The 11,299-nt window shown below is 42.4% G+C and carries 20 protein-coding genes; 8 read left to right on the forward strand and 12 right to left on the reverse strand.

The genetic code is table 11. The annotated features are described in order from the left end of the window. Positions 1-255 precede the first annotated feature (255 nt). Positions 256-405 (forward strand): photosystem I reaction center subunit VIII, encoded by a 150-nt coding sequence (gene psaI, locus V7K27_RS33630; RefSeq protein WP_292759491.1) that lies wholly within the window; start codon positions 256-258, stop codon positions 403-405. A 168-nt stretch (positions 406-573) separates the two neighbouring features. Here psaI and V7K27_RS33635 read toward each other — a convergent pair whose 3' ends face one another. The 4 genes from V7K27_RS33635 to psbE all read right to left on the reverse strand — a co-directional run bounded on the left by V7K27_RS33635 (position 574) and on the right by psbE (position 1,290). Continuing rightward, complete coding sequence (locus V7K27_RS33635; protein ID WP_292759492.1) at positions 574-693, reverse strand: photosystem II reaction center protein J; 120 nt, start codon at positions 691-693, stop codon at positions 574-576. Positions 694-763: 70 nt separating this feature from the next. Beyond that, positions 764-886, reverse strand: a complete 123-nt coding sequence (locus tag V7K27_RS33640) for a photosystem II reaction center protein L (RefSeq protein ID WP_012411802.1) — start codon at positions 884-886, stop codon at positions 764-766. 8 nt (positions 887-894) lie between these two features. Continuing rightward, entirely contained in the window at positions 895-1,032 is a 138-nt protein-coding gene (gene psbF / locus V7K27_RS33645; protein ID WP_174708531.1) for a cytochrome b559 subunit beta, read from the reverse strand. A gap of 9 nt (positions 1,033-1,041) precedes the next feature. Beyond that, positions 1,042-1,290, reverse strand: a complete 249-nt coding sequence (gene psbE / locus V7K27_RS33650) for a cytochrome b559 subunit alpha (protein ID WP_012411800.1) — start codon at positions 1,288-1,290, stop codon at positions 1,042-1,044. Positions 1,291-1,359: 69 nt separating this feature from the next. On the opposite strand from psbE, the gene V7K27_RS33655 reads away from it, so the two are divergent. After that, positions 1,360-1,488 (forward strand): hypothetical protein, encoded by a 129-nt coding sequence (locus V7K27_RS33655; protein ID WP_334953071.1) that lies wholly within the window; start codon positions 1,360-1,362, stop codon positions 1,486-1,488. Here the strand turns inward: V7K27_RS33655 and V7K27_RS33660 are convergent. Further along, positions 1,485-2,507, reverse strand: coding sequence for a photosynthesis system II assembly factor Ycf48 (locus tag V7K27_RS33660; protein ID WP_334953072.1), 1,023 nt, complete (start codon positions 2,505-2,507; stop codon positions 1,485-1,487). The two genes, V7K27_RS33655 and V7K27_RS33660, sit on opposite strands and share 4 nt — an antisense overlap. Before the next feature lie 165 nt (positions 2,508-2,672). Next, positions 2,673-3,008, reverse strand: coding sequence for a rubredoxin (locus V7K27_RS33665; RefSeq protein WP_334953073.1), 336 nt, complete (start codon positions 3,006-3,008; stop codon positions 2,673-2,675). Between the two features lie 179 nt (positions 3,009-3,187). Here V7K27_RS33665 and V7K27_RS33670 point away from each other — a divergent pair, with 179 nt between their 5' ends. The 4 genes from V7K27_RS33670 to V7K27_RS33685 are packed head-to-tail and all read left to right on the forward strand — an operon-like array spanning position 3,188 to position 4,954. After that, positions 3,188-3,331 (forward strand): hypothetical protein, encoded by a 144-nt coding sequence (locus V7K27_RS33670; RefSeq protein WP_334953075.1) that lies wholly within the window; start codon positions 3,188-3,190, stop codon positions 3,329-3,331. A gap of 9 nt (positions 3,332-3,340) precedes the next feature. Beyond that, positions 3,341-3,703, forward strand: coding sequence for a photosynthetic/respiratory NAD(P)H-quinone oxidoreductase subunit C (gene ndhC / locus V7K27_RS33675; protein WP_196526961.1), 363 nt, complete (start codon positions 3,341-3,343; stop codon positions 3,701-3,703). Beyond that, the gene (gene ndhK / locus V7K27_RS33680) at positions 3,694-4,431 is read left to right on the forward strand and encodes a photosynthetic/respiratory NAD(P)H-quinone oxidoreductase subunit K (protein WP_334953077.1); all 738 of its coding nucleotides are present in this window, start codon (positions 3,694-3,696) and stop codon (positions 4,429-4,431) included. The genes ndhC and ndhK overlap by 10 nt, the downstream gene beginning before the upstream one ends. Beyond that, a complete protein-coding gene (locus tag V7K27_RS33685) occupies positions 4,424-4,954 on the forward strand; it encodes an NAD(P)H-quinone oxidoreductase subunit J (protein ID WP_334953079.1) in 531 nt (176 codons plus the stop codon). Before ndhK ends, V7K27_RS33685 begins: the two co-directional genes overlap by 8 nt. Positions 4,955-5,074: 120 nt before the next feature. Here V7K27_RS33685 and V7K27_RS33690 read toward each other — a convergent pair whose 3' ends face one another. From V7K27_RS33690 to V7K27_RS33700, 3 genes are all read right to left on the reverse strand, one after another. Continuing rightward, a complete protein-coding gene (locus V7K27_RS33690) occupies positions 5,075-5,935 on the reverse strand; it encodes an Rpn family recombination-promoting nuclease/putative transposase (protein ID WP_334953080.1) in 861 nt (286 codons plus the stop codon). 81 nt (positions 5,936-6,016) lie between these two features. Continuing rightward, a complete protein-coding gene (locus tag V7K27_RS33695) occupies positions 6,017-6,181 on the reverse strand; it encodes a hypothetical protein (RefSeq protein ID WP_334953081.1) in 165 nt (54 codons plus the stop codon). Continuing rightward, positions 6,174-9,221 (reverse strand): HEAT repeat domain-containing protein, encoded by a 3,048-nt coding sequence (locus V7K27_RS33700; RefSeq protein ID WP_334953082.1) that lies wholly within the window; start codon positions 9,219-9,221, stop codon positions 6,174-6,176. The genes V7K27_RS33695 and V7K27_RS33700 overlap by 8 nt, the downstream gene beginning before the upstream one ends. Before the next feature lie 312 nt (positions 9,222-9,533). On the opposite strand from V7K27_RS33700, the gene V7K27_RS33705 reads away from it, so the two are divergent. Beyond that, positions 9,534-9,836: a hypothetical protein gene (locus tag V7K27_RS33705; RefSeq protein ID WP_334953083.1), complete on the forward strand. Its 303-nt coding sequence runs from the start codon at positions 9,534-9,536 to the stop codon at positions 9,834-9,836. Positions 9,837-10,021: 185 nt separating this feature from the next. On the opposite strand, the gene V7K27_RS33710 is transcribed toward V7K27_RS33705, so the two are convergent. The 3 genes from V7K27_RS33710 to V7K27_RS33720 all read right to left on the reverse strand — a co-directional run bounded on the left by V7K27_RS33710 (position 10,022) and on the right by V7K27_RS33720 (position 10,927). After that, positions 10,022-10,234, reverse strand: coding sequence for a DUF6887 family protein (locus V7K27_RS33710; RefSeq protein ID WP_334953084.1), 213 nt, complete (start codon positions 10,232-10,234; stop codon positions 10,022-10,024). Beyond that, complete coding sequence (locus V7K27_RS33715) at positions 10,231-10,404, reverse strand: DUF6888 family protein (RefSeq protein ID WP_323231084.1); 174 nt, start codon at positions 10,402-10,404, stop codon at positions 10,231-10,233. Before V7K27_RS33715 ends, V7K27_RS33710 begins: the two co-directional genes overlap by 4 nt. A 175-nt stretch (positions 10,405-10,579) precedes the next feature. Further along, entirely contained in the window at positions 10,580-10,927 is a 348-nt protein-coding gene (locus V7K27_RS33720; protein WP_334953086.1) for a hypothetical protein, read from the reverse strand. A 172-nt stretch (positions 10,928-11,099) separates the two neighbouring features. Between V7K27_RS33720 and V7K27_RS33725 the strand changes: the two genes are divergently transcribed. After that, positions 11,100-11,276 carry a hypothetical protein gene (locus V7K27_RS33725; protein WP_334953087.1) on the forward strand — a complete coding sequence of 59 codons (177 nt, stop codon included), beginning with the start codon at positions 11,100-11,102 and terminating at the stop codon, positions 11,274-11,276. Positions 11,277-11,299 lie beyond the last annotated feature (23 nt).

The following is an 11,299-nucleotide window of genomic DNA, read 5'->3' on the forward strand; positions in this document are numbered from 1 at the left end:
GATGAGGGGGATGAGGGGGATGAGGGGGATGAGGGGGATGAGGGGGATGAGGGGGATGAGGGGGATGAGGGGGATGAGGGGGATGAGGGGGATGAGGAAGAATTATTCAACAAATCTCTCTCTTGTCTCCCCCCACTCCCCACTCCCCATTCCCAATATTGCCTGTGTTAAAAATATGAAAGAATTTCAAAATTCTGGCAGAATTTGCAGTAAGCTCATTTTGAATTGTAGTGTCATTTCATAGGAACCTTTACTATGGCAGCTTCTTTTTTGCCTTCTATCTTGGCTAGTACTTCGTACTTGTCTTCTATCTTCGTTCCCATAATTGGTTGGGTTTTGCCCGGTGTGATCTTCGCGTTTCTATTTTTATACATTGAAAGCGACGATATCAGCGATATTAACTGATACTGATGTAGTCATTAGTCATTAGTCATTAGTCATTTGCAAAAAACAAATGACAAAGGACAAATGACTACTAGCCAAAATTAATACCGCCCATCTCATAGAGATAGGCGGTTTTTTTAACGTTGATTTCTCAACAAATGCTAGAAAATTCTCACTTATAGTGTTCGGTTAAATCGAAGAACCAATTCCGGCATAGGCACCATAAAAGAAAATGCCCAGGACTGTGATTATACCTAATCCTGCGATCGTAGCGACGACCCACAGGGGAATTCTCCCACTTTCAGACACAGTTTCTCTCCTCCCTTAACAACAAATCAACATACGTTTAATAAGCAAAGATTAACAACAGTACTTCCACTTAGTTAAAGAAGTAACTGGAAAACAGAATCCCCAGAACGAAAACTAGTAGTAGTCCCAGGTATAGCGAAGTCCGGTTTAGTTCAACCGGCTGATTATTGGGATTGGGCGATCTTTCGACCATAATTGCTCCTAACGGTGAATAAATTGCATTGCGGCGATCGCGCCTAAAAAGAATACAGTTGGTACACCTAATGTGTGAACTGCCAGCCATCTAACGGTAAAAATTGGATAGGTAACTGGTTGATTGATGTTATTGCTGCTAGTCATGATCTCAAACTACTTTCCAATAAATTGTTCAACTTGTTTTTTAGCTTCAAAACGGTTCTTCACAATTGGCACTTCTTGGCGTGCTGGTGTGAAATACTCATTGGGACGAGGTGTGCCAAAAGCATCATAAGCCAGCCCGGTGCTGACAAATAGCCAACCAGCAATAAACAATGCTGGGATGGTGATGCTATGAATTACCCAGTAACGAACGCTGGTAATGATGTCCGAAAACGGACGTTCTCCAGTGGTACCTGACATTTAGATCCCTGCCTTTACATAGAGTGTTATAGAATTTATTATCCTACAAAGTTAAGAAAGAGTTACAAGTTGCAACGTTCTTCTCAGAAATTAAGTGTTGGGCATTGGGCATTTGTCATTTGTCATTTGTCATTTGTCATTGGTTCATCTCCCTTATCTCCCTCATCTCCCCACTCCCCACTCCCTCTTAGTAACTAAGCCGCCTCTGCTGGAGAAGTCGTTTCAGGGTTTGGTAGATATTTGAGCAAAACGCCGCGATCGCCAATTATAAATCCCCGGTCTGGCTCTAAGAACACAATCTTGTACAAATTAGCAGCAACTTCTTCTACCGCACGGTCTTTTTCCCAGGTTTTGCCACCGTCGCCACTCCGTAGCAAATTACCGCTACCGCCACCTATCCAAATTTCATTGGGTGTGCGATATGCCAAATCCAGTAAACCCAAACTGGTGGAGAAGTCTGGATATTGTGCCTCTTGCCACTTTTCAGGTTTAGTTTCGTCACTAAACTGAATTTGACCTCCTCTAGCTAGCAACCACAATTGCCCATTCTCAGCAAAGCCCATATTTTCTACCCGCCGAGAACTATTGCGGTTATGGGGTACCCAAGCATCTTGCCCTGGTTCCCAAGTCGAGTAGAAACTACCCTTAGCAGAAACCGCAACATATTTACCATCAGCAGAACGTTCCAAGTTACGCACCACACCGACTGCTGATTCCACCTGGGCTTTCCAGTTTTTGCCGCCATCTGTGGTCTTATATATGGCTCCGACATCAGTAGCCATTTCAGCTGTATTGTCTGCCAGTGCCTTAATTGCGATCGGGCTACCTGGTAGCTTTTCGTTCAGGGGAATACGCGACCAAGAACCACCTTCATCGGTAGTGTGCAGCAATAGTCCAGGTTCTCCGGCAATCCAGCCTTCTTTACCTGCAAAACTTACTGAGTCAAAGCGATACTTTGGATCATCCAGTTGCAGTGTTATTGGTTTCCAGGTATTACCACCGTCATTGGTTTCCAACAGAGTGGCATTACTACCTACTAAGTAGCCATGCTCAGAGTTATCAGTAAAAGCAATATCTAATAGATTCGAGTCTGTTGGCACAGAAATGATTTTCCAGGGGTTGTAGCTAACAGAAGGAATTTTGCTACAACCTATGCACATCAGGACTACTATCAACAAGGCAGCTATTCGTTGCCAACTTTTCACAATTGAATGCATCAGTATCTCTTATTTGTTTCTAAAGTTTTTCATTTTGAATAGGACTTACACAAAACTACACGCTGTTGGGGCAATTCATGAATTGCCCCTACCTAAAAATAAGGGTTTCAGCTATTTTTTGCGTAAGTCCTGTTGAATTTTGAATTTTGAATTGCTTAACGGCTGTCATTGTAAGCCGTAGAGACTGATAAAAAACAAGAAGGCAAGAGCCAAAGCGCCAAAAATTAAGATATTCTTTTGGGCTGGCGTTAGCTTGTTGACACCCAAACCGTAACCGAGATTTTCTTTGAAGCCGGATGCAGTACCCGCAGGTCCGATGTTGGCAAAAGCGGTTTTCTTAGCAGTACAAACTGGACAGCGCCAATTTATGGGCAGTTCTGCAAAGGGTGTCCCGGAAGGAATATCATCCTTGTCGTCTCCCTTTTCGGGTTCGTAAACATAACCGCAGGCGCGACACTCGTAGCGATCTAACGCCGTAGTCTCAACAGCTGGTTCGCTCATGGCTAAGTCCTCGCGGAGGAGAAATCTTAAATATACGTTAAAAATTATGACATAATTGTTAGACTTTTCTATCGCTACCAAAAACGAATCAAATACCTGAAGTGCGTCTGTTTCCCAGATTTCAGAAATATCAAACAGATATAATGTAAAAGAAAGTTACGCAGTTAAGGGATTGGGCATTGGGCATTGGGCATTGGGCATTGGGCATTGGGCATTGGGCATTAGTTATTAATTCTTCTCCCTCATCCCCCTCATCCCCCTCATCTCCCCACTCCCCACTCCCCACTCCCCACTCCCTACTTAAAATACTCCATAAGCGGTAGATACTCATTGTGTTTGTCCTCAGCGGTTACGAGTACCTTCTAGGCTTCTTCATCATCTGTAGCCTAGTTCCTGCCTTAGCGCTCTCAGCATCCAAGCTCTTACGACCCAGTGGTTACAGCCCAGAACGGCACACCACCTATGAATCTGGCATGGAACCCATCGGCGGAGCCTGGATTCAGTTCAACATTCGCTACTACATGTTTGCTTTGGTCTTCGTCGTCTTTGATGTGGAGACTGTATTCTTGTATCCTTGGGCGGTAGCTTTCCATCGTTTGGGGCTATTGGCATTTATTGAAGCGCTAGTCTTTATTGCAATTCTTGTAGTCGCTTTAGTTTACGCATGGCGTAAAGGAGCTTTGGAATGGTCTTGAATTCTAACTTAACAACTCAGGACAAAGAGCGAATCATCAACCCCATTGAGCGTACCAATGTCACTCAAGACCTGTCAGAAAACATCATTTTGACTACGGTTGATGATCTCTATGACTGGGCGCGGCTTTCTAGTCTGTGGCCGTTGCTGTTTGGTACTGCTTGCTGTTTTATTGAGTTTGCAGCTTTAATTGGTTCCCGATTTGATTTTGACCGTTTTGGACTAATTCCCCGTTCTAGCCCCCGCCAAGCCGATTTAATTATTACGGCAGGGACGATTACGATGAAGATGGCTCCGCAATTGGTGCGTCTTTATGAACAAATGCCAGAGCCGAAGTATGTCATTGCGATGGGTGCTTGCACAATTACGGGCGGGATGTTCAGCGTTGATTCCCCTACGGCAGTGCGCGGAGTCGATAAACTGATTCCTGTGGATGTGTACTTGCCTGGTTGTCCTCCCCGTCCAGAAGCAATTATTGACGCGATCATTAAGTTGCGGAAGAAAATCGCCAATGAATCGATGCAAGAGCGGGATAAAATTAAGCAAACTCACCGCTACTACAGCACGACTCATAATTTTAAACCAGTGGAGGAAATCTTAACTGGTAAGTATTTGCAGTCAGAAACTCGCTATGCACCACCGAAAGAATTGACGGAAGCGATCGGTATGCCAATACCACCTGCACTACTGACAGCAAAGGCGCAAAAGGAGGAACAACCCCGTGGCTGATGAAGAATCTCAACCAGTAGTAGCAGCCAAAGAAGAGTCATTGGTACAAGCCGGTAAAGTTTCCCAGTGGTTGACGGAAAATGGCTTTGACCATGAGTTTTTGGCACCAGATAAGAATGGTGTAGAGATAATTAAGGTGGAGCCAGATTTCTTGCTTCCCACTGCTACAGCCCTTTATGCTTATGGGTTTAATTATCTCCAGTTTCAAGGTGGTATTGACCTTGGGCCAGGACAGGAATTGGTGAGTGTGTATCACTTGATTAAAGTGGGTGATAATAGCGATCGCCCGGAAGAAGTACGCTTAAAGGTGTTCTTACCACGGGAAAATCCTGTAGTGCCTTCTGTGTACTGGATTTGGAAGACGGCAGATTGGCAAGAGCGCGAGTCTTACGATATGTTGGGCATTGTCTACCAAGGACACCCAAATCTCAAGCGGCTTTTGATGCCGGAAGATTGGGTAGGTTGGCCTTTGCGGAAGGATTATATCTCGCCTGATTTCTACGAGTTGCAAGACGCTTATTAGAGATTGCTGAATAGAGACGCGATGAATCCGCGAATAGAGACGCGATGAATCGCGTCTGTACAATATTCGGCAATGATTAACCCCTTTCCGGTGGCGGAGAGGGGTTATGTTTTTGGTGTTTTATGTAAAGTTGGTTGACAAAACTTGCTGTAATTCATTGACTGTATTTACAGTTTTAATTGCCTGTTGAATTGCTTTTAATTTCTGCAAATCTGTAAGTTGAGAGATTATCGGCATCAATTCTGAACCTTGATTGCCAAACTTAATTTCTAATGCCAATTCAATCCCTGAATATAACTCCTCCTTTCTTCCTCGTTCTTCCCCTTTGCTAAAAATTTCTTGATACCAAGGCGACTGCTCTAAGAGTGCCATATCCCACCTCATAATTTGTTGAACTATTGCACTATCTAATACAAACGTAGCAAAAAATCCTAATACTGTTTCTAGTTGATTCAATTGTTCATCTGCACGTAATATTCGCAATGCGTCCCGAATCGTAGACTCGTTATCACCTCCTTTGAGGATGGGTACAAATGGAAGTAGTGATGGTAATGGTTGTGCAAAGGCAATATTTACATCAACTTCCCACAGGTTAATGACACGGTAATCTTGAATAGCACGTAAACCAGCAATATTTGATGCATAAATTGTCGGTATTTCAGCATCACTTGCCTTGAGGATATTAATTAGTACTGGATACGTGGGCAAATTATATTTTTCTTCTGCAAGTGCTGTGTATGCACGCATCCTGCGCGGCATTTCTGGTTTATAGCGGAGTTGTAATTCGTTAAGAACTAGAAATTTTCCATACTGGGGACTTTCGACACGGATTAAAACATCACTTTCTCGGCTTATCCACTGAAATTCTGAGTTGAGAATTTCCCCAGCAACAATATCAGGAATTTGTGTTACCCATTTTACCCAGTTATCAGGTGCAAGGCTGATTAAGCGTTTGGTGCTGACATCGGCGGGTTTGATCATTAGGTTGTAAACGCACTGAAAGTTATAAAATAATTATACTTAAGACTGGATTACAGATATTCAGATTTTTTATTGGACTACTTAGAGAAAGCGATCGCACCTAATCTGAGATAATTTGAGACTATGCGATCGCTTTTTCAATCCCTCACTTAATCTCATTAATCCGGCTTTAAATAGCACTGAATAAAAAGATTGAATAAATATTAGTAAGTTGAGTTTTTCAATTTTGAAGTGGGAATCAGTCACTATGCCAAGCTTGATAAAAGACTGGATAAGTCATAGTTTGGGTGCAGTGCCAGATAACTTTGTAAGCCTCATCTGATAAGTCATTTTTCAAAGCGGTGACAACTGCCGTCATCTTGTCAGATTCTGTTAAAATTTCCCCTAAACTTGATGCCGCTAGCCTACGGGTAGATTCAGATTGAGAATCACGAATTAACTCGACTAATGCAGCGATCGCAGTGGGGTTATCTTCAGCTATTTCCCCTAAACTTAATGCCGCTAGCCTACGGGTAGATTCAGATTGAGAATTACGAATTAACTTCACTAATGCAGCGATCGCAGTGGGGTTATCTTCAGCTATTTCTCCTAAACTTGATGCCGCTTGCCAACGGGTAGATTCAGATTGAGAATCACGAATTAACTCCTCTAATACAGCGATCACAGTGGGATTATCTTCAGCTATTTCCCATAAACTTGATGCCGCTAGCCAACAGGTAGATTCAGATTGAGAATCACGAATTAACTCCTCTAATGCCGCGATCGCAGTGGGATTATCTTTAGCTATTTCCCATAAACTTGATGCCGCTAGCCAACAGGTAGATTCAGATTGAGAATCACGAATTAACTCCACTAATGCCGCGATCGCAGTGGGATTATCTTCAGCTATTTTCCCTAAACTTGATGCCGCTTGCCAACGGGTAGATTCAGATTGAGAATCACGAATTAACTCCTCTAATGCCGCGATCGCAGTGGGATTATCTTTAGCTATTTTCCCTAAACTTGATGCCGCTTGCCAACGGGTAGATTCAGATTGAGAATCACGAATTAACTCCTCTAATGCCGCGATCGCAGTGGGGTTATCTTCAGCTATTTCCCCTAAACTTGATGCCGCTTGCCAACGGGTAGATTCAGATTGAGAATTATTAATTAACTCCACTAATGCCGCGATCGCAGTGGGATTATCTTCAGCTATTTTCCCTAAACTTGATGCCGCTAGCCTACGGGTATATTCAGATTGAGAATTATTAATTAACTCCACTAATGCCGCGATCGCAGTGGGATTATCTTCAGCTATTTCCCCTAAACTTGATGCCGCTTGCCTACGGGTAGATTCAGATTGAGAATTATGAATTAACTCCACTAATGCCGCGATCGCTTTTTTGCGATCCGTTTCTGCCAGTACAGCTTTAGCCTTTTCTTCTATCGGTTCGTCAAATGTCTGCCACTTCTGTTTTTCAATGTTGAAATAACCAAAGCCCCATGTGACAATTTGCTTTGCGATCGCATCTGCTAAATCACAATCTTTAAACTCGGCGATACCGACTGCCGCTATAAAATAGGCTCGATATTCATAAAATCCTTTCCAGTCAGGAATTTGACTCTGACTGTTGCAGCCATCCTCAAATTCTACTAACGCTTTGATAAAATCTTTCTTTTGTTGCTCTTTTACATCTTCTCGCCCGAACCACAACAAAATTACCTCTTTCCACTGCGGTTCAAATATGCGATATATTCCTTGTTCTGGGTTTTCAGGAACGTGCTTTAGAAAATAGTGCCAATCGTCAACAGCTAACGCGGCGAAATATTCTTCAAAGGTGGCATGGTAGAAGGCATAAACCTTTTCTTTGCTAGAAGATTCAGCCGCAATCCCTACATGATTTAGCCAGCCCAGTTGCCAAGCTTTGTAAAACAGCGAATTCTCATCATCTGGATAGCCTAGTTCTTCACTGATAAAACTTTCCAGTAAGCGAAATCGTGAACTACCTTCGTTGATATCCCGCAAGGCTAAACGTCCCAAAGCCTCGTTTAAGTCATGTTGTTCTTTTTTACTGGTGCGGAAACGGTTTTGTTTCCATCTGTAGAACTGCTGCACACATTGCTCATACAATCCCGCTTTTGTCTTTGGTAAATTCCCCTCCTCAGTCTGGCAGATACCACACAACAACGCCAACCGCAGGGGAGTTTGCACCAAGTCACGCAACCGTAGCCGTTCGGCAGAGTCTAATTCTGTCTTTAACCGTTCTCCTTTTTCACTCAGCTTCCCAAACCAGTTATCAATAAACTGATGCACCTGTTGGGGATAGTCAAAGTCCAGTAGGCGATAGGTTTCAAAGGTTTCTAGGGCGTTGACATCCGCTTGCCAAACATTCAGCCGACAAGTTAACACTACTCGTGATGAACGTAGCCATCCATTCAACTGACGGGAAATTTCCTCTAATGGCTGGTGAGACGCTTCAGACATTTCATCTACGCCATCTAATAGCAGCCATACTCGTCCCTGCTGAATTTGGTTTGTAAACTCTTCCCGCACTTCCTGAGTTAATTGTGTTGCAGGAATTGCTTGCTCTAGCCAACTATTACATATATATGTTTGAATATCTGTCAAAATACCATTTCGCCCTAAGTCTGCCAGAGAAATCCAGACTGGTAAACCTAAGTTTTTCTCTAACACCCAAAAAGCTATAGTTTGCAGGAGTGTTGTTTTTCCTGCACCCGGTTCTCCAATCACAGCTATTTGCTGGCGTTTGGTTTTACCTTCGCCGCCTTCTAGAATCTGACTTAAGAAAGCCTCATGCTCAAATCGTTGCTGTGTTTCATACTGCGGTTCATAAAGACGTGTTCCCATATCTGGGGAAAAATTACCCTTGTCGCGTTTATCTGTTTTTGTGCGTTGCACTAGTGCCAGGGGAACATAAATTTGTTCTTTGTCTTTTCTGGCAGATTCGTCTTGCATTAGAGGATTACTAGTTATCCGCCGCTGCGGTTCCAGCATAGTGCTGCACACCTCCTGCCAGTCAATGGGAGTAGTCGTCGCTTTTACATCGATTAAGTCTGCTAGTTCTAAATCTAAGGCTCTGGCGATCGCGATCGCAACCCCTTTGTCAACAATTTCGCGACGGAAAAACCGCTGAACCGTCTTCTCACTCACTCCGGCATTTGTTGCAATATCTAAATAAGTCGTAAGCCTGCCTTCATCATTCTGTTTTGTAACCTTGGCTTGTTGGAGTAACTGAAGACCTTGTTCAGTTACTTGAATACCACGTCTGGATCTTAGCTCTGTCATGTTTATTTTTCATCTAGGAGGCAATCAAGGATAACTTCTCTGTTCTTATCTGTCCTTAAATGTCCTTCAATCTGACCTTAAATGTCCTTGACATTATTTATTTTATTATAACTATTCTATTGCCAAACAGAAAAGTTGTCGGTAGAATCTATTAAAGGCACAAAACCCCCAATAAGCTCCAGCTTACTAGGGGTTATTTATGCCCCAAGTGATTCTGCAAACCTGAAGCCACTCAGAAAGCAGAATCCACTTAGTTTTGTTTTTAATTTGTCGCTTTTTTACCCTGAATTTTTAGCTAGGGCTAACATTCCTATGATACAAATTTCTCGCGCAAATGCAAACTTACAACCGGAAAGCCTCAATCTGAGTCAGATAACACTAGGCAATCAGCAAGTGCTAACAAAGATGTCTATCAAGGCATCAATAGAACATCAAATAATAGCCGTGCAACCACAGCAGACTATTAAGGTGGTTGATGCTGGTCATGCATCATACCCAGTTGATGTTACACCTGTATTGTTGGAACAACCTTTTAGCCCATTTGCGATCGCACTCAGCATCTCTATCATAATTGGTGCGATCGTTGCACTAATTAAAACCCTAAAATCTAACTAGTCTTAACATTCCGCCCAGAAGTTAACTTCTGGGCTAATAGACCCATACGCAAATTATAAATGTTTACCAGGATAGAGTTATACGGATTCATACGCAAAGTGCGATCGCACTCAGCATCTCTATCGTAGTTGGTGCCGCAGCTACGCCAGTCGTAGACATCGCTGGACTGATTAAAACCCTAAAATCTAGCTCATTTTTAATTGTTCTAATTTTTGTCTAATCAAAATTTCAACTTCTTCAATCTCAGCATTCGATTTTGGGATGTCAAAAGTCTCTGGAGACGCTTCAGATGTAAAGCGGTCAACAAAAGCACGAAACGCTGCTTTGTTGTCGAGGTGAGCAATGACGAAGGCTCTTAACTCGGTTTTGCTCATGCTGCTAAAGTCTGGCTCAATCACAAGAACCTCCAAAAACCATTGCGATAGATTTCTACCTCTATGTTATCTCCTGCCAAAATAAACACATTACCTGTTTGTTCATCGAGGCGGACAATGTAAATAGGAGTGAATGTATTGGTCAAAGATTGACATAGTATGACACACCTGATGCCTTGTTCAGCAGTTGGCAAGATTTGTATACCTCATAACCGCATAGCTTGGAATCAGAATAGCTGGTAAGGGGAAAATATCAAACCATCTATAGCAGTCTTAAATCATTTGTGAAAAATTAGATCCCCGACTTCTCAAAGAAGTCGGGGATCTGGACAACGCGAGTCAAAACAATCACTTCACAGATGTCACTGTTTAGTTTACTGCTGAACGTGCTTTTTTACGGTCTGACCTGCGCGTTCCACCAGCCATCTCATATTCATCACTACTTTTGCCATAGCGAGATGCAACATTTAACAGCATTTGCTCAGAATAAGTATTCAACTCTCGTTCTGCTTCTATTAATGCATTGTGTGTCTTATCTACTATTGTTTGTGCTTGATTATAAGCGCCTAGCTTTTCTCGTAACTCAATTACTTTAGTGTTGTAAGTAGTAATTGAAAACCCATTACTAAAGTCTAACTCAGGGTTAATTGTCTGCATTCCTTCAATCCGTCGTTCAGCTTTGGTCAGTGACATGGAATTTCGTTTCCGTTGCGTCATATAATTTTCCTGTTTAGATTAATTTATAAATAACCCTGATCTTATACACTGAGTTATTTATATATCATAAAAATACGCAATAACCAGATGCACCAGCCACAGTGAAGTTACAGAATTTTAAGAGCATTGAATGGCATTACTAGATAGATGTGGGTATATTTGCTGAAATTCGTTGAGAAAAGCAGGTTTAGAAGTCGCAAAAGCAGGTTTAGAAGTTGCAAAAGCAGGTTTAGAAGTTACAAAAGCTGGTTTAAAAGTTGCAAAAGCTAGTTTAGAAGTTACAAAAGCTGGTTTAGAAGTCGCAAAAGCTGGTTTAAAAGTCGCAAAAGCTGGTTTAGAGGATGTTTGAAAAGTATTTTTTGTAACATCAAA

Origin of the sequence: Nostoc sp., from assembly GCF_036919575.1 — a bacterium.
Taxonomy (GTDB): Bacteria; Cyanobacteriota; Cyanobacteriia; order Cyanobacteriales; family Nostocaceae; genus Nostoc.